The organism is Providencia vermicola, assembly GCF_010748935.1.
Classification (GTDB): Bacteria; Pseudomonadota; Gammaproteobacteria; order Enterobacterales; family Enterobacteriaceae; genus Providencia; species Providencia zhejiangensis.
Window position 1 is genome coordinate 3,302,214 of the sequence record NZ_CP048796.1, and the last position, 20,332, is coordinate 3,322,545.

19 protein-coding genes are annotated in these 20,332 nt (G+C 43.8%); all 19 read right to left on the bottom strand.

What is annotated here, in order from left to right; genetic code table 11:
• Positions 1-57: 57 nt before the first annotated feature.
• Positions 58-825 carry a cell division protein CpoB gene (gene cpoB, locus G3341_RS14910; protein ID WP_154624838.1) on the bottom strand — a complete coding sequence of 256 codons (768 nt, stop codon included), beginning with the start codon at positions 823-825 and terminating at the stop codon, positions 58-60.
• 21 nt (positions 826-846) lie between these two features.
• On the bottom strand, positions 847-1,344 hold the full coding sequence (gene pal, locus G3341_RS14915) for a peptidoglycan-associated lipoprotein Pal (RefSeq protein ID WP_014657760.1): 498 nt from the start codon (positions 1,342-1,344) through the stop codon (positions 847-849).
• A 42-nt stretch (positions 1,345-1,386) separates the two neighbouring features.
• Positions 1,387-2,679 (bottom strand): Tol-Pal system beta propeller repeat protein TolB, encoded by a 1,293-nt coding sequence (tolB, locus tag G3341_RS14920; RefSeq protein WP_154624837.1) that lies wholly within the window; start codon positions 2,677-2,679, stop codon positions 1,387-1,389.
• Between the two features lie 139 nt (positions 2,680-2,818).
• Positions 2,819-3,937 (bottom strand): cell envelope integrity protein TolA, encoded by a 1,119-nt coding sequence (gene tolA, locus G3341_RS14925; RefSeq protein ID WP_163862758.1) that lies wholly within the window; start codon positions 3,935-3,937, stop codon positions 2,819-2,821.
• A gap of 37 nt (positions 3,938-3,974) precedes the next feature.
• Entirely contained in the window at positions 3,975-4,397 is a 423-nt protein-coding gene (tolR, locus tag G3341_RS14930) for a colicin uptake protein TolR (protein WP_154624836.1), read from the bottom strand.
• A 17-nt stretch (positions 4,398-4,414) separates the two neighbouring features.
• A complete protein-coding gene (gene tolQ, locus G3341_RS14935; protein ID WP_163862761.1) occupies positions 4,415-5,098 on the bottom strand; it encodes a Tol-Pal system protein TolQ in 684 nt (227 codons plus the stop codon).
• Positions 5,095-5,490 (bottom strand): tol-pal system-associated acyl-CoA thioesterase, encoded by a 396-nt coding sequence (ybgC, locus tag G3341_RS14940; protein ID WP_154624834.1) that lies wholly within the window; start codon positions 5,488-5,490, stop codon positions 5,095-5,097. Before ybgC ends, tolQ begins: the two co-directional genes overlap by 4 nt.
• Positions 5,491-5,623: 133 nt before the next feature.
• Positions 5,624-5,911: a cyd operon protein YbgE gene (ybgE, locus tag G3341_RS14945; RefSeq protein ID WP_163862763.1), complete on the bottom strand. Its 288-nt coding sequence runs from the start codon at positions 5,909-5,911 to the stop codon at positions 5,624-5,626.
• A 6-nt stretch (positions 5,912-5,917) separates the two neighbouring features.
• Positions 5,918-6,031, bottom strand: coding sequence for a cytochrome bd-I oxidase subunit CydX (gene cydX, locus G3341_RS14950; RefSeq protein ID WP_008912071.1), 114 nt, complete (start codon positions 6,029-6,031; stop codon positions 5,918-5,920).
• A 12-nt stretch (positions 6,032-6,043) separates the two neighbouring features.
• Positions 6,044-7,183 carry a cytochrome d ubiquinol oxidase subunit II gene (gene cydB / locus G3341_RS14955; RefSeq protein WP_154624832.1) on the bottom strand — a complete coding sequence of 380 codons (1,140 nt, stop codon included), beginning with the start codon at positions 7,181-7,183 and terminating at the stop codon, positions 6,044-6,046.
• A 14-nt stretch (positions 7,184-7,197) separates the two neighbouring features.
• Positions 7,198-8,766, bottom strand: a complete 1,569-nt coding sequence (gene cydA, locus G3341_RS14960; protein ID WP_154624831.1) for a cytochrome ubiquinol oxidase subunit I — start codon at positions 8,764-8,766, stop codon at positions 7,198-7,200.
• A gap of 1,500 nt (positions 8,767-10,266) precedes the next feature.
• Positions 10,267-11,139 carry a succinate--CoA ligase subunit alpha gene (gene sucD, locus G3341_RS14965; RefSeq protein ID WP_096618019.1) on the bottom strand — a complete coding sequence of 291 codons (873 nt, stop codon included), beginning with the start codon at positions 11,137-11,139 and terminating at the stop codon, positions 10,267-10,269.
• The gene (gene sucC, locus G3341_RS14970; RefSeq protein WP_154621928.1) at positions 11,139-12,305 is read right to left on the bottom strand and encodes an ADP-forming succinate--CoA ligase subunit beta; all 1,167 of its coding nucleotides are present in this window, start codon (positions 12,303-12,305) and stop codon (positions 11,139-11,141) included. The genes sucD and sucC overlap by 1 nt, the downstream gene beginning before the upstream one ends.
• 132 nt (positions 12,306-12,437) lie before the next feature.
• Positions 12,438-13,652, bottom strand: a complete 1,215-nt coding sequence (gene odhB, locus G3341_RS14975; RefSeq protein ID WP_154621927.1) for a 2-oxoglutarate dehydrogenase complex dihydrolipoyllysine-residue succinyltransferase — start codon at positions 13,650-13,652, stop codon at positions 12,438-12,440.
• 14 nt (positions 13,653-13,666) lie between these two features.
• Positions 13,667-16,474 (bottom strand): 2-oxoglutarate dehydrogenase E1 component, encoded by a 2,808-nt coding sequence (gene sucA / locus G3341_RS14980; protein WP_154621926.1) that lies wholly within the window; start codon positions 16,472-16,474, stop codon positions 13,667-13,669.
• Between the two features lie 304 nt (positions 16,475-16,778).
• The gene (locus G3341_RS14985) at positions 16,779-17,495 is read right to left on the bottom strand and encodes a succinate dehydrogenase iron-sulfur subunit (RefSeq protein ID WP_154621925.1); all 717 of its coding nucleotides are present in this window, start codon (positions 17,493-17,495) and stop codon (positions 16,779-16,781) included.
• Positions 17,496-17,530: 35 nt separating this feature from the next.
• Entirely contained in the window at positions 17,531-19,297 is a 1,767-nt protein-coding gene (gene sdhA / locus G3341_RS14990) for a succinate dehydrogenase flavoprotein subunit (RefSeq protein WP_154621924.1), read from the bottom strand.
• A complete protein-coding gene (gene sdhD / locus G3341_RS14995) occupies positions 19,298-19,642 on the bottom strand; it encodes a succinate dehydrogenase membrane anchor subunit (protein ID WP_154621923.1) in 345 nt (114 codons plus the stop codon).
• Positions 19,636-20,025 (bottom strand): succinate dehydrogenase cytochrome b556 subunit, encoded by a 390-nt coding sequence (gene sdhC, locus G3341_RS15000; RefSeq protein ID WP_163862765.1) that lies wholly within the window; start codon positions 20,023-20,025, stop codon positions 19,636-19,638. The genes sdhD and sdhC overlap by 7 nt, the downstream gene beginning before the upstream one ends.
• Between the last annotated feature and the right edge of the window lie 307 nt (positions 20,026-20,332).

Here is a 20,332-nt window from a genome sequence, read left to right on the forward strand (position 1 = left end):
CACTTATCATACGGTTAACCCCGAAATATTCGGTAACCACTTCTTCGGGGTTAATCATTATAACGAGCTGAGTTTCTTCTCCGCGAGCTTCGCTCCAGAGCTATTTGGATACTGCTTCAATACCTGCTGGTATACCGCTCGCGCTTTATCCTTTTGCCCTTTGTCTTGCATAATCAAACCGACTTTATACAAGGCTTCACTGCTTTTTTGAGATTTAGGGTATTCTTTGACAACAGTGGCAAAATAGAATGCCGCGTCATCTTTGCTACCTTTATTGTAATTAAGTTGCCCTAACCAATAGTTAGCATTCGATTGATAGTTCGATTTAGGATAATTTTTCACAAAGCTTTGTAGTGCACCGATAGCTTCATCGATTTGCGCTTTAGATTTGCTGTTCATCGCCAGTGTAACCGCAGCATTATAATCTTCTTTTTCACCGCCGCCCGATGCTGCTGGTGCAGGGGTGGTCGAAGAGGAAGAATTCGTTGCTGCTGAGTCTGGCGATGCTGCCGCTCCACCACTAACCTGATCTAGTTGCATATACAAATCTTTTTGACGCTCAACAATTTGATTCAGTTTATATTCACTTTCCTGAATTTGCCCACGCAACATATCAATATCGCGTTGGTTGTCAGCAATCTGTTGCTGGATTTGATATAAGATCTGGCCTTGAGAGTTAACTGCTGTCTCAAGCTGAGTGAGGCGGTCACCGGATGATCCGGATCCGACATTAATGATTGGCGCTTGGGCAATAGCGGCCCAAGGGGCCGCTACACCAACCAATAACGACAGACCTACAAATAAATGTCTGAAGTTACTGTTCATAAGAGATAATTCGCTTATTAATTAGTATGCAATTACTGCACGACGGTTTTTAGCGTAATCAGCTTCTGTGTGACCTAACACTGCTGGTTTTTCTTTACCATAAGAAACCAGAGAAACTTGATCGCCTGCTACACCTTTGCTTTGCAGATACATTTTAACTGCATTAGCACGACGCTCGCCCAGTGCGATGTTGTACTCAGGAGTACCGCGCTCATCCGCGTGACCTTCAACAACAACTTTAACAGATGGGTTGTTGCGCAGGAATGCAGCGTGAGCGTCTAACATATCAGCATATTCTGGAGATACGTTGTATTTATCGAAACCGAAGTAAACGATATTGTTATTTTGCAGCTCTTGCATTTGCTGACGTGCCAGCTCTTCCGCAGACAGACCTGAGTTAGTTTGGTTCATTGAAGAATCCGCACCATTTTGGTCATTGTTTTTGTTAGAGCTACAAGCTGCGACTGCCATGATTGGTAATGCGATCATCAGCCCTTTAAGCACTTTATTCAGTTGCATCGTTTTGATCCTTAATAGTTTGCCACACATTATTATTATGCATCACAGATACGGCGACCAAGCAGGGAATTTAACCTGTCCATCGGTAGCCGGAAGACGCGCTTTGAAACGCCCGTCGGTCGAAACTAGCTGCAATATAGTCCCCAAGCCTTGAGAGGAGCTATAAATAACCATAGTGCCGTTAGGTGCGATACTCGGCGTTTCATCTAGAAACGTTTTCGTTAAATATTCAACGTTACCCGTTGCCAGATCCTGTTTGGCGATATGCTGCTGACCGCCACCGGAACTGACCATTACAATGAAAGATCCATCCGGGCTAACATCAGCGTCCTGATTTTGTGTACCTTCCCAGGTCACACGTTCAGGGCTACCGCCATTAATATTAATTTTGTAAATTTGCGGGCGACCCGCTTGGTCTGAGGTATAGACCAACGTTTGACTATCTGGCATCCAAGTAGGTTCAGTGTTGTTACTACGACCATCAGTCACTTGACGAATTTGGCCGCTCGCTAAATCCATCACATAAAGATTTAAGCTACCTGTTTTTGATAGTGCAAATGCCAGTTTAGTGCCATCTGGAGAAAATGCCGGCGCACCATTATGACGAGGGAATGATGCCACCTGACGAACAGCTCCAGTAGACAGTGTCTGAATAACCAGAGCAGAACTGCCACTTTCAAATGTTACATACGCCAAACGCTCACCATCAGGTGACCATGCTGGCGACATTAACGGTTCTGGAGAACGATGAACTGTAAATTGGTTATAGCCATCATAATCAGAAACGCGTAATTCATATGGGTATTGACCGCCTTTATTTGTGACCACATAGGCGATACGAGTACGGAATGCACCACGGATACCTGTTAGCTTCTCAAAAACTTCATCGCTTGCGGTATGGGCTGCATAACGTAACCACTCTTTGGTCACTTTATACTGATTCTGAGATAAAACAGTGCCTGGGCTACCCGCAACATCAACGAGCTGATAGCTAACCACATAACTACCATCTGCCGCAGGTTGAATCTGACCTACAACAACAGCATTGATTCCAAGTGTTGTCCAAGCCTCTGGCGTAACTTCAGAAGCGGTACCCGGTTGTTGTGGCATACGGCTAGGGTCAATAGGATTAAACTTGCCGCTATTGCGCAAGTCAGCACCAATAATTTGTCCGATTTCTTGCGGAGGCGTACCTGAGCCAGACCATTTAAAAGGCACAACACCTATTGGCTGAGCACTGTTTACACCTTCCGTGATCTCAATACGGATTTCAGCCTGAGCCACTGTTGCCCATAGCATTAAGAACCCGAGAACTACTTTAAAAGCCTGCTTCATCCTTATCTCCCTTACTGTGGAATTCACCGCCACAATAATTCGCTGAATTTTAACAAAGGTATACTAACAAAACTAGATATTGTAAGAACTATTTATGCTATAGCAGACATAAATTCAATACAGACAGCTCCGACTTATCTTATTTTGGACTAAATATAACTGTACTTCCTTGTTTTTTAAATGCTTCATACACATCTGGCGATGGACGCGGTAACGTGGCAAGTTTTGCTGCTCTGATTGCCGCATCACACAGCGCTGGGTCATTAGAAGCATTACTTTTAGGAGTAATGTTTACTAATAAACCATCCGATGCAATTTGTAACTTAAGTTCACACGTCCGTCCACGGTAAGTGTCTGAATCATAAAACTTACTCTGAATCGCTGCTTTTACTTTACCTGCATAACTATCGACATCTGCATTTGATGCTCCTGAGCGTTTTCCACCACCTTGACCAGCGGAAGCAGCACCACCTTGCTTACTTGGACCTGAAGCAGTCAAATCGCCGAGTAAATCATCAACGGAAGCCGAATTTTTAGCGGCCTCTGCTTTCGCTTTAGCAGCTTTGGCTTTTGCTTCTTTTTCGGCTTTAGCTTTCGCTTCTTTTTCAGCTTTAGCTTTGGCTTCTTTATCTGCCTTAGCTTTCGCTTCCTTCTCTGCTTTTTCTTTGGCTTCTTTTTCTGCTTTCGCCTTAGCATCGGCAGCAGCCTTGGCTTTTACAGCTTCGGCCTCTTTTTTCGCCTCAGCTTCCGCTTTTTCCTTCGCGGCAGCCTGCTCTTTAATCAAACGTTCTTTTTCAGCTTTTGCTTTTGCAGCCGCTTCTTCAGCAATTTTTTGCTCTTCCTTCGCTTTTTTCGCTGCTTCTGCCGCTTGCTTTTGCTGCTGCTCAGCTTGTTTTTGTCGTTCTTGAGCTTCACGCTCGCTCTGAATACGTTCTTGTTCAAGCTGTTGCAGGCGCTTTTGTTCCTGCTCTTGCTTTTCCCTTAACTCAGCTTCTTGTTTCTGTTCTTTCTCTTTGCGCTCTTTAGCGGCCTGTTTGGCGCTGTTTTCTTGTTGCTGCATTTGATTATATTGTTGGACAACTGCGCCTGGGTCGACCATTACAGCATCGATAACAGTCCCCTCTTCTCCGCCACCGCCAAGTTTGACGACGGAGACTAAGGAACCAATTATAATTAGGCCAATCAGTAGCACGTGCAGTGCTACTGATGTCAACAAAGAGCGCCTAAAATTATCTTTTTTCTCTTTTGTCTTTCCCACAATTGGTATCCAAAAAAAGAATCGTTACTCACTCAAACTACATGGGTTGAGTCATTAAGCCGACGGATTTGATGCCTGCCTGATGCAAAATATTTAATGCCTTAATCACTTCATCATAAGGAACTTCTTTTGCACCACCGATGAGGAAAATCGCCTTTGGATTTTTCTCTAATTGAGCTTTCGCCTCTGCGGCAATCTGTTCTGGTGGCAGCAAATCTAATCGCTCACCATCAATTAACATATTGTATTGCCCAACGCCCGCCACCTCTAAAATAATCGGTGGATTATCACTTGATGATACAGTTTGGGTATCTGTGGCATCCGGCAGATCAACTTCCACACTTTGAGAGATAATCGGTGCTGTCGCCATAAAAATTAGCAGTAACACCAACAATACATCCAATAATGGAACAATATTGATTTCGGATTTCAGCTCACGTCTGCGACTATTGCGCGCCATTCGCTTATCCCCTCGTATTATTTCTTGTCAGCAGAGAATGCTTGGCGATGTAAGATAGCCAGAAACTCTTCCATAAAGTTATCGTAGCTCTGCTCTAGCTTGTTCACACGCAGGTTCAAACGGTTATACGCCATAACAGCAGGGATCGCGGCAAACAGACCAATTGCAGTAGCAATCAACGCTTCTGCAATTCCCGGTGCCACCATCTGTAGCGTCGCTTGTTTCACCGCACCTAACGCGATAAAGGCATGCATAATTCCCCAAACAGTACCAAACAACCCAATATAAGGGCTGATAGAACCAACGGTACCCAAAAATGGAATATGCGCTTCAACAGATTCAAGTTCACGGTTCATCGAAATACGCATAGCACGAGACGCACCCGTAACCACCGCATCGGGCGCGTGAATATTAGCTTGGTGTAAACGCACAAATTCCTTGAAGCCCGCATGGAAAATTTGCTCTGCCCCACTTAGCGAATCACGGCGTGCCTGACTTTCTTTATATAAACGCGATAACTCAATACCTGACCAAAATTTATCTTCAAACGCTTCAGCCTCTCGAGTGGCCGCATTTAAAATTTTTGTTCTCTGTATAATGATGGCCCAAGAAGCGATAGAAAAACCAATCAAAACGAACATAATGATCTGAACCAATAGGCTCGCTTTTAGGAATAAATCCAGGATATTCATGTCAGTCACTGTTTAAACTCCGCGACAATAGACTTAGGAAGCGCTGTCGGCTTCATTTTTGATATGTCCACACAAGCAATCAGGGCTGTCGCCCCACAAAGCAGGTTACCTTGTGAATCAATTAACCTTTGTTGAAAGGTTAAAGAGGCACGCTTCATTTCCACGATTTGTGTCTCAATTTCCAATAAATCATCCAGCCGAGCTGCTCTCACAAAATCAGTTGTCATACTCCGAACAACAAATCCAATGTTCTCGGCTAGTAAACTTTGTTGATTGATACCTTTATCCCGTAGCATCTCGGTTCTAGCTCGTTCAAAGAAAGCAAGATAACGTGCATGGTAAACCACACCGCCCGCATCTGTATCTTCATAATAGACGCGAACAGGCCAACGAAATAACATAACAACCACTCCATCCTAGGTTAAATTAATTAACCGTGCCACTATACTCAAGACGGTGTCGCTTTGGAATGACCTAGGGGTAAAGTTATCAAAAAAAAATTATGGATCCGCAGACCCATAATTGACAATTAGATTAGCTGAGGACTTTAACCAAGCCCCAGATAAGGATGATGATAGCAGGTAATGGATGGAAAACTGTTCGCCAAATCAATTTGTTAGGTCTAAAACCAACCCCAAAGATCATCGCGCTACACGTTGCCCAAATAAGTAATAACCCTTGCCAAATTAGGAATGAACTGGTTTTTGCAGCGAATTGGGTCGGATCCCACATAACGCTTCCCGCAATCACCAAAGCTAATAAAAGGATAAGGAACCTTATCGGCCCCTTATCCAATAGCTGATAGCATTTATCCACCAGCATTATTTATTACTCGCCATCTTTAGCTGCGGCTTTGTCTTCCGCATGCTCTAACGCTAGAGCTGCAATCACTGCAAAACTACAAGCTAACAGCGTGCCGAGGATCCAGGCAAAATACCACATATGTTATGCTCCTTAATACAGTGAATGCTTGTTGCCTTCGATAAAGTTTTTGTCCAAACGGCCAAACATTTTGTAGTAACACCACGCTGTGTAAGCCAATACGATTGGAACAAAGATAATAGCAACAACTGTCATAACTTGCAGAGTAAACAGGCTAGATGTTGCATCCCACATAGTCAAACTTGCGTTTGGCATAATGCTTGAAGGCATAATGAATGGGAACATAGCAACACCGCAAGTTAAAATGATACATGCGATAGTCAGTGATGAACTCACAAACGCAAGCGCATTTTTGTCTGCTTTACTAAACAGCATCGTTAACAGTGGTAAAACCACACCCAGCGCAGGCAGAGCCCACAATACAGGGTAGTTGTTAAAATTAGTCAACCAAGCGCCAGATGCAACCTCAACTGTTTTATTCAGTGGGTTTGATACGCTTAATGTATCGATAGTTGACGTCACCACATAACCATCAATGCTCATCACTAACCAAGCACCTGCACCCGCAAATGCGATTAGGGTCAGTAATGCAGTGACATAAGTTGCTTTACGAACGCGTAGGTGTAGTTCACCCGTTGTACGCATTTGCAAATAAGTTGCACCTTGAGTCACAATCATCATTAAGCTAACAACACCCGCTAACAAGCCATATGGGTTTAGCAGACCAAACAGGTTACCTGTATAAGTCAGGTACTGTTGGTTATCGATTTGGAATGGAACACCTAACAGTAGGTTACCAAACGCCACCCCGATAACCAGTGGTGGAACGAAACCACCGATAAACAGACCCCAGTCCCACATGTTACGCCATTTTGGATTTTCCAGCTTAGAACGGTAGTCAAAACCGACTGGGCGGAAGAACAGCGCAGCTAGCACTAAAATCATAGCGACATAGAAACCAGAGAATGCAGCAGCATAAACTTGTGGCCATGCCGCGAACATCGCACCACCGGCAGTGATTAACCAAACTTGGTTACCATCCCAGTGCGGTGCAACCGCATTAATCATGATACGGCGATCAGTATCTGTTTTACCTAAAATTGGTAATAAGAAGCCGACGCCCATGTCAAAGCCATCCGTGACAGCGAAGCCAATCAGCAGAACGCCGATTAGAATCCACCACACAAATCGAAGAACTTCATAATCAAACATAAGTGGACTCCTGTTTACTGAACGTCTTGTGCAGAGCTGTTTTTCTGTTCAAAGTGATAGCGGCCAGTTTTCAGGCTGCTTGGCCCTTTACGAGCGAATTTGAACATTAGGAACAATTCAGCAATTAAGAACAGTGTATACAGACCACAGATCAGAGCTAGAGAGAAAATCAGATCATGGGTTGTCAAGTTTGAGTGTGCAACGGATACAGGAAGAACCTCACCGATAGCCCAAGGCTGACGACCATATTCTGCAACAAACCAACCTGATTCAATCGCAATCCATGGTAATGGGATACCGAACAATGCGGTACGCAGCAGCCATTTGTTTTGGCCGATACGGTTGCGAACAACAGAAAGGAAGGAGAGACCGATGATAATCAGTAGTAAGAAACCGACACCAACCATGATACGGAATGCCCAGAACAATGGACCGACATTTGGAATACTATCTTTAACCGCTTTTTGGATCTGTGCTTCAGTTGCATCAACAATGTTTGGTGCATATTGTTTCAGCAGAAGACCATAACCTAAATCTTTCTTATTTGCTTCAAAAGACTTACGTAATTCAGGATCTTTATTGCCCGCTAACAGCTCTTGCAGTTCACCGTATGCGATCATACCGTTACGGATACGAACTTCATGCTGCTTCATCAGATCTTTCAGACCTAAGACAGGCGTGTCGAGTGAGCGTGTTGTGATAAGCCCCATCACCCATGGAATTTCAATCGCAAATTTGTTTTCCATTTTTTCGGTGTCAGGCCAAGCAATTAGGTTAAACGCCGCAGGTGGTGCATGCGTTTCCCACTCAGCTTCTACCGCAGCCAGTTTGGTTTTCTGTACGTCACCCATTTCGTAACCTGATTCATCACCAAGAACGATAACAGACAACACAGCCGCAATACCAAAGCTTGCAGCAATCGCAAATGAACGTTTAGCAAATGCAAGGTCACGACCTTTAAGCATGTAGTAAGAACTAATGCCCAATACAAACATCGCACCAGTACAGTAACCAGCAGCAACGGTGTGAACGAATTTAACTTGTGCAACTGGGTTTAAGACTAGCTCAGAGAAGCTAACCATTTCCATACGCATAGTTTCAAAGTTAAAGTCTGCTGCTATTGGGTTTTGCATCCAGCCGTTCGCAACAAGAATCCACAGTGCAGAGAAGTTAGAACCTAAAGCGACTAACCAAGTAACTGCAAGGTGCTGGGTCTTGCTCAAACGATCCCAACCAAAGAAGAATAAACCAACAAAGGTCGATTCAAGGAAGAATGCCATCAAACCTTCGATTGCAAGAGGTGCACCGAAGATATCTCCAACATAGTGGGCATAGTAAGACCAGTTAGTACCGAATTGGAACTCCATAGTCAAACCAGTGGCAACACCTAGAGCAAAGTTAATACCAAATAACTTGCCCCAGAACTTAGTCATATCTTTATAAATTTGCTTACCAGACAGCACATATACCGTTTCCATAATCGCAAGCAAAAACGCCATACCGAGCGTTAATGGCACGAATAGGAAGTGATACATCGCAGTTAAGGCAAACTGTAATCTTGACAGTTCGACAATATCAAACATCTTGACTCCTTGCTCCTAGCAGGAAGACACCGACTTGCGGCAACCCAGCTTCCAATAAAATTAAAGAAAGCCTCTTAACTACCAGCAAAAAATGCCTCAAAACAACAAATAATTAACAAAATTCAAAACTCTAACGACACTATAATAATAGTACGCTTATCTTCACATACAATAAACTTCTTTTGCGTGATTCAGATTTGAATTCTGAATATATATCAATAATTATACCCTATAATAGAAAAACGAGTATTTGATCGAGCACCAATTTAAGCAATTTAGAAAAATAATGCCAGCACTAATGAATTGATTTACGTCAATTTTTTAAGCATTGTTAATTGATTATCCTTATCATCAATTAATGGTTGGTTAAATGTTAATTGAGTGTTATTGAGAATAGTACAAATATTCTTATTTTTCTAAAAGACTACCTAAAAAAATTAACTTTTGATTTGAAACTTCATAAAAAGATAATTTAATTTATAATTTTAGCCTATTTTGTTTTTATTATGACTTTTATTAATTACTAAATAAATTCTGATGACTTGCTATTTCTGATTAATTAATTCTGACCGACACCGTTATTATTAACGAAACACAATTCATCAGCATTATATCTGTTGATTGACAAAAAATAGCTTATTTAGCCTACCAAAATGACGAAATAACCAGCAGTTTATCCTTGATTGACTATCTATTTATTCAAGTAATCACAAGAATACTGCCATCAACGACGTGAGATACTCTTCAACGCCAAAGTATCCACAAGCGCATTCAGTCAGCATTGTAGCCTGTCAATTTACGCCCCCCTTGTTAGGACATTGCACGTAGCTTGCTTCGCTCCTAGCGCTATAGCAAGCATCAGCGGCTTCTTTTTAGCATACTGTTGATTCTGAATGATTGTTTGTGAAATAACTCGCTATTGAATAACGGTTTTATCATTTAAAGGAGAAACCTTCGATCGCCCAAATACCGCCAAACGTGCCACCGTACGGCAGAATACGGCTAGGCTTGCACTCCCTCCCCCACATCACCCAGTAAAACGGTTATCATGAGTGGTAGACATGCGTTCATCGTGTAGAAAGGGATACATACCGCCGTTGGCCGGCTTTACTCGCAAAACCCCTGATTTCACAATCAAAAAATATTCGAGTATTTAGGCGTTGCTCTCAATCATGACGCTTTTTTAAAGCCTATAGGCTAGAAATTTCTCTCGACCATACAAAGCGCGGATACACAAAAAATTGACCAATGGATGGATAACAGTCGCGCGTTTGATGCCAGGATGGATAGCGATAGATAGGTAAGTACGTACTCGAAGATGTTGTCAGCAACTCAACTTATGATTCAGCCACCTGATCTGAGTTCTGAGAATACACACTGACCACAGAGCCAATTGCGCTTGAACAGGAGTTGCAATTTCATCTTTTTAAATAAAAAGCCCGCGATTCGAATTTGAATGCGGGCTTAATTGGGTTTAATCGTCAGTTCAAACGACTAAACTTATTTTGCTAGCAGTGATTTTACTGCATCGCCGATATCCGCTAAGCTACGAACCGTTTTAACACCGGCCGCTTCTAATGCAGCGAATTTCTCATCAGCAGTACCTTTACCGCCCGCGATAATTGCACCTGCGTGACCCATACGCTTGCCTTTAGGTGCAGTTACACCGGCAATATAACCAACAACAGGTTTGGTTACATGGTCTTTAATGTAAGCAGCCGCTTCTTCTTCAGCATTACCACCAATTTCACCGATCATCACGATCGCTTCAGTTTGTGGATCTTCTTGGAACATTTTCAGGATATCAATGAAGTTTGAACCCGGAATAGGGTCACCACCGATACCAACACATGTTGATTGACCAAGACCAGCATCTGTCGTCTGTTTAACCGCTTCATAAGTCAGTGTACCTGAACGAGAAACGATACCCACTTTACCTGGCATATGAATGTGACCGGGTTGAATACCGATCTTACATTCACCCGGAGTGATAACACCTGGGCAGTTTGGACCGATCATACGAACGCCAGCTTCATCTAATTTTACTTTAACAGTCAGCATGTCCAGAGTTGGAATACCTTCGGTAATCGTAATAATCAGTTTGATGCCCGCATCAATAGCTTCAAGGATCGAATCTTTACAGAAAGGAGCCGGAACATAGATCACAGAGGCGGTAGCACCTGTTGCTTCTACAGCTTCACGAACGGTGTTAAATACAGGCAGACCTAGGTGAGTTGTACCACCTTTACCTGGCGTTACACCGCCGACCATTTTTGTACCATAAGCAATAGCTTGCTCAGAGTGGAATGTACCTTGACCGCCAGTGAAACCTTGGCAAATTACTTTGGTGTTTTTATCAATTAAAATAGACATTATTTAGCCTCCGCCGCTGCTACTGCTTTCTTAGCTGCATCTGTCAGGCTATTTGCTGCGATGATATTCAAGCCGCTATCTGCCAGTTTTTTCGCACCTAACTCTGCATTGTTACCTTCTAAACGAACCACTACTGGTACATTTACGCCAACTTCTTCTACTGCACCAATGATGCCGTCTGCAATCAGGTCACAGCGAACGATACCACCAAAAATGTTAACGAAAACAGCTTTCACGCTCTTATCTGAAAGGATAATTTTAAATGCTTCAGTTACGCGTTCTTTCGTTGCGCCGCCGCCAACGTCAAGGAAGTTAGCTGGTGCACCACCGTGCAGTTTAACGATGTCCATCGTCCCCATAGCAAGACCTGCACCGTTAACCATACAACCGATGTTGCCATCTAGCGCAACGTAGTTCAGCTCCCACTGAGCTGCTTGTGCTTCACGCGCATCTTCTTGAGATGGGTCATGCATTTCGCGCATTTCTGCTTGACGATATAGCGCGTTGCTATCAACACCTAATTTACCATCTAAACAAACAAGGTCACCCTCGGTATTAATCACTAATGGGTTAACTTCGATGAGTGCAAGGTCACGTTCTAGGAACATCGTTGCTAGACCCATGAAAATTTTAGCGAATTGGCTAACTTGTTTACCCGTTAGGCCTAATTTGAACGCTAACTCACGGCCTTGGAAAGGCATAGGACCCGTTAATGGATCGATAACTGCTTTATGGATAAGCTCTGGCGTTTCTTCAGCAACTTTCTCAATCTCAACACCACCTTCCGTTGATGCCATAAACACAACACGACGTGTGCCACGGTCAACTACCGCACCTAGGTACAGTTCTTTAGCAATGTCAGTCGCGTTTTCAACCAAAATTTGGTTAACTGGCTGACCATTTGCATCTGTTTGGTAAGTGACAAGGTTTTTACCTAACCATTTATCAGCGAACTCTTTGATATCATTGATATCATTTGTCACTTTTACGCCACCAGCTTTACCACGTCCACCCGCGTGAACTTGGCATTTAACAACCCATGGGCCGTTTCCGATTTTTTTTGCTGCTTCTACAGCTTCAGTTGCTGATGTACAGGCATAACCCGTTGGTGCTGGCAAACCATAGCGTGTAAAAAGCTGTTTTGCCTGATACTCGTGTAAATTCATGATGTTCTATCCATAATTGAGTCTGAAGAGGCGTTTATTCGCCTCCTGCAATTGTTACTGATTTAGCAACCGGCGAACCGGTTGCATCGGTTACTTCAGACCGGGCAGGTCATACCCTGCCCTGTTATGTTGCTATACGTCCAGCAGTAAACGAGTTGGATCTTCCAGCATATCTTTGATGGCGACTAAGAAGCCAACTGACTCGCTACCATCAATCAGACGGTGGTCATAAGATAGTGCAAGGTACATCATTGGAAGAATTTCAACCTTACCGTTAACCGCCATAGGGCGATCTTTAATAGCATGCATGCCTAAGATTGCACTTTGTGGTGGGTTAATGATAGGAGTAGACATTAGAGAACCGAATACGCCACCGTTGGTAATTGTGAAATTACCACCCGTCAGATCATCAACAGTCAGCTTACCGTCACGACCTTTGACTGCCAGTTCTTTAATTTTCTTCTCAATATCAGCCATGCTCATTGCATCAACATCACGCAATACTGGGGTGACCAGACCACGTGGCGTTGAAACAGCAATACTGATATCGAAATAGTTATGGTAAACAACGTCTGTACCATCAATAGAAGCATTCACTTCAGGATAACGTTTGAGTGCTTCAACCGCAGCTTTAACATAGAAAGACATAAAGCCTAAACGTACACCGTGACGTTTTTCGAATGCTTCACCATATTGCTTACGCAGATCTTTAATTGGCTGCATGTTAACTTCGTTAAACGTCGTTAACATCGCGGTGTTATTTTTCGCTTCCAATAAACGCTCAGCAATACGCTTACGTAAACGCGTCATAGGAACACGTTTTTCGCTACGATGAGCCAGAGGTGCTTGTGGTGCAGCTGGCGCTTCAGCTTTAGCCGCCGGTGCTGATTTATTCGCTGCTAAGTGTTTCTCAACGTCTTCACGAGTCAAACGACCACCAACACCCGTGCCTTTAATGTCAGCAGGATTGAGATCATGCTCAGCCACTAAACGACGGATCGCTGGAGAAAGTGCATCATTGCTCTCTTCTTCCAAGCTCGCTGTTTGACGTTGTGCAGGTGCAGCTTCTTGAGTGGATTTCACTTCAACAGGCATCCCCGTGCTGTCACCTAAGCGAATACGACCTAACAGCTGTTTAGACAGTACCGTTGCGCCTTCATCTTCAACGATAGCTTCTAATACACCCGCTTCACTTGCAGGAACTTCTAATACAACTTTATCCGTTTCGATTTCAACCAGCACTTCGTCACGTTCAACGCTATCACCTGGTTTTTTATGCCATGTGGCAACCGTAGCATCGGCAACGGATTCAGGAAGATCTGGAACAAGAATTTCTACACTACTCATTTTCTATCCTTTAATTATTCAATGTTCAACGCGTCATTAACCAGAGCTTGTTGCTGCTCTAAGTGAACGGACGTATAACCAACTGCTGGAGATGAAGAAGCAGCACGACCTGCATAACGTAAAGTAGCCCCTGCTGGGATAGCTTCACGGAAGTTGTGTTGGCTGCAATACCAAGCGCCTTGGTTCAATGGCTCTTCTTGACACCAAACAAAATCTTTAACGTGCGCATATTGCGCCAGCGCTTGTTGGATATCTTCGTGAGGGAACGGATACAGCTGTTCAATACGGATAATCGCAACATCTGTTTGTTCGTTCTTACGACGCTGTTCTAACAGATCGTAATAAACTTTACCGGAACACAGAATGACGCGTTTCACGTTTTTCGGATTGATTTCATCTATTTCACCGATAACTGGCAAGAATTTACCATTCGCCAATTCCTCCATACTCGATACCGCTAATGGGTGACGTAGTAAGGATTTCGGTGACATTACAATCAGAGGACGGCGCATACCACGTAGAGCCTGACGGCGCAGCATGTGGTAAACTTGAGCAGGTGTTGATGGTACACACACTTGCATATTTTGGTCTGCACACAGTTGCAGATAACGTTCTAAACGTGCAGATGAGTGCTCAGGACCTTGACCTTCATAGCCATGTGGTAACAGCATAACTAGACCACACATACGACCCCATTTCTGCTCACCAGAGCTAATAAATTGGTCGATAACCACTTGAGCACAGTTTGCGAAGTCACCAAATTGCGCTTCCCAAATTGTCAGAGCACGTGGTTCTGTGGTTGCATAGCCATATTCAAATGCCAACACTGCGTTTTCAGTCAGAACAGAGTCCCAAACATTAAATACGCCTTGGCCATTATGGATATTTTGCAGTGGCACATAGACCGAACCGTTCGTTTGGTTATGTACAACAGCGTGACGGTGGAAGAATGTCCCACGGCCTGAGTCTTCACCAGACAGACGAACAGGGATACCTTCATCAACTAAGGTTGCATAAGCTAATGTTTCAGCAGCACCCCAATCCAACAGTTTTTTACCTTGCGCCATTTCCGCGCGGTCTGCATAGATTTTTTCTACACGAGACTGGGTAACCACTTCAGCTGGAATAGTACTGGTTTTAACTGCAAGCTCTTGTAAACGTTTTAAATCAAATGTGGATTTATACTCTTCATTCCATTCATGGTTCAGGTACGGTTCCCATGTATAAGAGTGCAGACCCATTTCACGCCATTCTTCAACGACACAATCACCTCTATCCAATGCATCGCGATATAAGTTAACCATTTCAGTCACTTCATCAGCAGTCACAACACCGCTTTCGATTAAGCGATCCGCATAGATTTTACGTGGTGTCGGATGTTTTTTGATTTTTTGATACATAATTGGCTGAGTTGCATTTGGCTCATCAGCTTCGTTATGACCATGACGACGATAACAAACGAGGTCAATCATCACATCACGTTTAAAGGTATTGCGGAAATCCAGAGCCAGACGAGTGACAAAAGCAACCGCTTCAGGGTCATCTGCATTGACATGGAAAATAGGTGCTTGAACCATCTTCACGATATCGGTGCAATACTCTGTTGAACGGGTATCTTTCGGGTTTGACGTGGTGAAACCAATTTGGTTATTGATTACGATACGCATTGTACCGCCAACTTCATAACCACGAGCCTGAGACATGTTCAGCGTTTCTTGAACAACACCTTGACCTGTTACCGCCGAGTCACCATGAATAGTGATTGGCAGAACCATATTACTACGCCCTTCATCAAGGCGGTCGCGACGAGCACGAACAGAACCAATAACAACTGGGCTAACAATCTCAAGGTGAGATGGGTTAAAGGCCAGCGCTAAGTGGACACGTGAGCCCGCGGTTTCAAAGTCAGAAGAAAAACCTTGGTGATATTTCACGTCACCAGCACTTGAATGGTCTTTATGTTTGCCAGCAAACTCATCAAATAGTTCTGCTGGTTTTTTACCTAAGATATTAATTAATACGTTAAGACGACCACGGTGAGCCATACCTAATACGACTTCACGTGTATCTTGTTTACCCGCATGGTGAATCAAATCTTTCAGCATTGGGATCAGTGAATCACCACCTTCCAATGAGAAACGTTTTGCACCTGGGAATTTTGCGCCTAAATAGCGCTCTAGCCCTTCTGCTGCTGTTAGCTCAGCCAAGAAGCGACGTTTTTCTTCTTTAGAGAATTGCTCAGCGACATTCACTGATTCAAGGCGTTGCTGAATCCAACGTTTTTCCTCAGTATTAGTGATATGCATATATTCCGCACCGATAGAACCGCAATAAATGCGTTTCAGCGCGTCATACAAATCGCTCAGTTTCATGGTCTCTTTGCCAATTGCAAAAGAACCCACATTGAATGTTTCGTCAAAATCTTCTTTCGTTAGATTATGGAATGCTGGATCTAAATCTGGAACAGATTCACGTTTCCATAGACCTAATGGATCAAGATTTGCGTTTTGATGTCCGCGGAAGCGGAATGCGTTAATCAGCTGCAAAACTTTCACTTGTTTTGCATCGATTGCAGGATCGCTAACAGAGGTATGATAACGAGTCGAGTCTTTTGCTAAGCGACGGAAATAATCGCGTGCTTGTGAGTGGAATTGCTCAGCGTTGGTGCCTGCTCCAGGCAGTTGCTGGAAGATTTCTCTCCAGCCAGCATCAACAGAATTGGGGTCAGTTAGATAATCTTCATAGAGCTGTTCTATGTAAGTCTGGTTCGCGCCTGCCAGAAAGCTCGAATCCAGCCAGTCCTTCATTACGCCGTTCTGCATTGTGATCCCTTAAGCTTTGATAGCTTTAGTTTTCGCCGTGGTTAACTAATTGCCGCGTTTAGGCGGCCTCGATAAAGGTTCTTCTGGACGTGCTTTATGCATGTTCTCACTTTGGGTTTCCCTTTATCACTCCGGGCTCCCCTTCTAAGGAACCTTTAAAAACTGTCTGCAGTTTTTAAAGGCCCCTCGAGTCAGCTCGCGTCTTCATCATTTGCAGTTTGGCTTATTACTTTCACTTTTTTGCTTTTACTTTGTTACTATTCAACAGCCTGCGGCACTTAGGTGCCGCAGGTAATCACCGGTTTTATGCACTATGTTTTAGTAACATAGATTTAATATGACCGATAGCTTTCGTTGGATTTAGTCCTTTAGGGCATACATTGACACAATTCATGATGCTATGACAGCGGAAAACACTAAAAGCGTCGTTCAGATCATCTAATCGAGCATCTGTTTCAGTATCTCTACTATCAATTAAGAATCTGTATGCGGCTAAAAGACCTGCCGGACCAATAAATTTGTCGGGATTCCACCAGAAAGATGGGCAAGACGTTGAGCAACATGCACACAGAATACACTCATATAACCCATCGAGTTTTTCACGTTGTGCCGGCGACTGTAAATTCTCACGCGCTGGTGGATTCTTATTATCATTAATCAGATAAGGACGAATTTTTTCGTATTGAGTATAGAACTGGCTCATGTCAATAATCAGGTCACGAATCACGGGTAGACCTGGTAATGGACGAATAACAATTTTCTTCCCACCACGAATTAAAGCAGACAGTGGTGTGATACAAGCCAAGCCATTTTTACCATTCATGTTCAGACCGTCAGAGCCACATACCCCCTCACGGCAAGAACGACGGAATGATAAAGTGGGATCTTTTTCTTTCAGTTGGATCAACGCATCTAGCAACATCATGTCACGCCCTTCAGGAACCTCGAGCGTGTAATCCTGCATACGTGGTGCGTTATCTACATCCGGATTATAGCGATAAATCGAAAATTCAAGTTTCATAGTTCATTTCTCCGCAACTGGATTAACACCACGCATTAATAGGTACGTACTTTCGGCGGGAAGGCTTCACGCAACTTAGGTTGCATGTTGACTTCTCGGCGGGTCATCGTTTCAGATTGCGGTAAATACAATGAGTGACATAGCCAGTTAGCATCGTCACGATCTGGGTAGTCGAAACGGCTATGTGCACCGCGGCTTTCTGTACGGAAGTTCGCTGCCTGCGCTGTTGCATAAGCCGTTTCCATCAAGTTATCCAGCTCTAAACATTCAATACGCTGTGTATTAAACTCGGTAGAGGTGTCGTCAAGACGAGCATTTTGCAGACGTTCACGAATCACTTTCAGCTCTTCCAAACCTTTCGCCATTGCATCACCTTCACGGAATACCGAGAAGTTGTGTTGCATGCAGGTTTGCAGTGCTTTACGGATTTCAACAGGATCTTCACCTGTACGCGCATTTTCCCAACGGTTAAAGCGAGTCATGGCAGCATCAATATCCGATTCAGATGCATCACGCATTGAACCTTGCTCCATCAGAGACTCTTTCAAGTGGAGACCCGCTGAACGACCAAATACCACTAAGTCAAGCAGTGAGTTACCACCGAGGCGGTTTGCACCATGTACAGATACACAAGCAATTTCACCCACAGCAAATAGACCTGGAATAACCTCGTCTTCGCCTTTTTCGTTATAACGAATTGCTTGACCTGTTACTTTAGTTGGGATCCCCCCCATCATGTAGTGACATGTTGGAATAACTGGGATTGGCTCTTTAATTGGGTCAACGTGAGCAAAGGTACGAGATAATTCAAGGATACCCGGTAGACGTGATTCCAGAACTTCTTTACCTAAGTGATCTAATTTCAGCTTAGCATGCGGGCCCCATGGACCATCACAACCACGGCCTTCACGGATCTCAATCATAATTGAACGAGCAACAACGTCACGACCAGCAAGGTCTTTCGCGTTAGGCGCATAACGTTCCATGAAACGTTCGCCATCTTTGTTCAATAGATATCCACCTTCACCACGGCAACCTTCCGTTACAAGTACACCTGCACCAGCAATACCTGTAGGGTGGAACTGCCACATTTCCATATCTTGCAATGGAACACCAGCACGGGCAGCCATACCAACACCATCACCTGTATTGATGTGCGCGTTAGTGGTTGATTGATAAATACGACCTGCTCCACCTGTCGCTAAAATAGTCGCTTTAGCTTTGAAGTAAACCAGTTCGCCTGTTTCCATACAAATTGCAGTACAACCAACGACATCACCATCCTGATTTTTAACTAAATCAAGGGCATACCATTCAGAGAAAATGGTTGTGTGATTTTTTAGGTTTTGTTGATACAAGGTATGTAACAGTGCGTGGCCAGTACGGTCAGCAGCGGCGGCAGTACGCGCTGCCTGTTCACCACCAAAGTTCTTCGATTGGCCACCAAATGGACGCTGATAGATTCGCCCGTCATCAAGACGAGAGAATGGCAGCCCCATATGTTCTAATTCGAGGATCGCCTCTGGACCCGTTTTACACATATACTCGATTGCGTCTTGGTCACCGATATAGTCAGACCCTTTAACAGTATCGTACATGTGCCACTCCCAGTTATCTGGATGAGTGTTACCTAGTGCAACTGTGATCCCACCTTGCGCTGACACCGTATGAGAACGGGTTGGGAAAACTTTTGACAACAAAGCACAAGATAGGCCAAGTTGTGAAATTTGTAGTGCAGCACGCATACCAGCGCCACCAGCACCAATAACAATAGCGTCAAATTCTCTTATTGGCAGATTCATTTATGCACCCCACACCACAATTGTTCCGTAAATTAAGTAAGCCAGCAGAGCAACAACAATCACAAGTTGCAGCACTAAACGTAATGCTAGTGGCTTAACATAGTCAGTCAGTACTTGCCATAAACCAATCCAGGCATGTACTAAAATCGAGAACAATGTGAGGACTGTGAATACTTTTGTCACAGAAGAGGCAAAGAAACCACGCCATGTTTCATAGGTGATGTCATTAATGGCAATAAAGCCAACGAGATACAACACGTAGAGTACGATAACAATCGCAGAACCACGGATTAACAGCCAGTCCTGAATACCAGTACGGCCTAAAGCTGAAGCATTACTTACCATACTAATATCCCCGCCAGAATTGCCAGAATGACCGTAATAACAAACGTAATTTTTGCAGATGAATTGCCTGCAACAAGCGTTTCATCAATACAGCCGAAATCCATTAACATGTGACGAATACCCCCACAAATGTGGTACGCCAATGCCGTTAGAATTCCCCAAAGAATGAACTTAGCAAAAAAGCCAGTCATTATTTCGGATGCATATTGAAAACCTTCTGGAGAGGAGAGAGATGTCCCTAACAACCAAAGCAGAATACCTACTGCGATGAAAGTGATGACGCCAGAGACACGGTGCAAGATCGAAGAGATCGCAGTGATCGGGAAGTGTATCGTCTGCAGATCAAGGTTGACAGGTCTTTGTTTTTTCACAATTTTGCCCACACAGCTCTTTATTATTTTCCTTCCTCCGGACCTGGGGCGGAAACTGACAGCGACAGGGGTACAAAATGCAACTTAAGCTAAACGCTAATCCATCATGTTCAAATAGAGTTGCATACTGATTACGCTGGAACTCCTACATCAGGGTAATCCGGAGACCTGCCGTCAGTATAAAGTCTTCACATTGCTATTACAATTCCCACACAAAATGTTTGGTGACATTTAGCCCGAACAGTGAGAGGGATCACGATTTAAACATTTTATATAAATGTGCTTATCTTATTTGACAATGATTCAACATTTATCTTAC

Coding starts and splice junctions, on each gene's coding strand:
- cydA (WP_154624831.1), bottom strand. CDS start 8,766: ATGTTTGATATTGTCGAACTGTCAAGATTACAGTTTGCCTTAACTGCG.
- tolR (WP_154624836.1), bottom strand. CDS start 4,397: ATGGCGCGCAATAGTCGCAGACGTGAGCTGAAATCCGAAATCAATATT.
- cydB (WP_154624832.1), bottom strand. CDS start 7,183: ATGTTTGATTATGAAGTTCTTCGATTTGTGTGGTGGATTCTAATCGGC.
- pal (WP_014657760.1), bottom strand. CDS start 1,344: ATGCAACTGAATAAAGTGCTTAAAGGGCTGATGATCGCATTACCAATC.
- odhB (WP_154621927.1), bottom strand. CDS start 13,652: ATGAGTAGTGTAGAAATTCTTGTTCCAGATCTTCCTGAATCCGTTGCC.
- sucC (WP_154621928.1), bottom strand. CDS start 12,305: ATGAATTTACACGAGTATCAGGCAAAACAGCTTTTTACACGCTATGGT.
- cydX (WP_008912071.1), bottom strand. CDS start 6,031: ATGTGGTATTTTGCCTGGATCCTCGGCACGCTGTTAGCTTGTAGTTTT.
- sdhD (WP_154621923.1), bottom strand. CDS start 19,642: ATGGTAAGTAATGCTTCAGCTTTAGGCCGTACTGGTATTCAGGACTGG.
- ybgE (WP_163862763.1), bottom strand. CDS start 5,911: ATGCTGGTGGATAAATGCTATCAGCTATTGGATAAGGGGCCGATAAGG.
- sdhA (WP_154621924.1), bottom strand. CDS start 19,297: ATGAATCTGCCAATAAGAGAATTTGACGCTATTGTTATTGGTGCTGGT.
- tolB (WP_154624837.1), bottom strand. CDS start 2,679: ATGAAGCAGGCTTTTAAAGTAGTTCTCGGGTTCTTAATGCTATGGGCA.
- cpoB (WP_154624838.1), bottom strand. CDS start 825: ATGAACAGTAACTTCAGACATTTATTTGTAGGTCTGTCGTTATTGGTT.
- ybgC (WP_154624834.1), bottom strand. CDS start 5,490: ATGTTATTTCGTTGGCCTGTTCGCGTCTATTATGAAGATACAGATGCG.
- G3341_RS14985 (WP_154621925.1), bottom strand. CDS start 17,495: ATGAAACTTGAATTTTCGATTTATCGCTATAATCCGGATGTAGATAAC.
- sucA (WP_154621926.1), bottom strand. CDS start 16,474: ATGCAGAACGGCGTAATGAAGGACTGGCTGGATTCGAGCTTTCTGGCA.
- sucD (WP_096618019.1), bottom strand. CDS start 11,139: ATGTCTATTTTAATTGATAAAAACACCAAAGTAATTTGCCAAGGTTTC.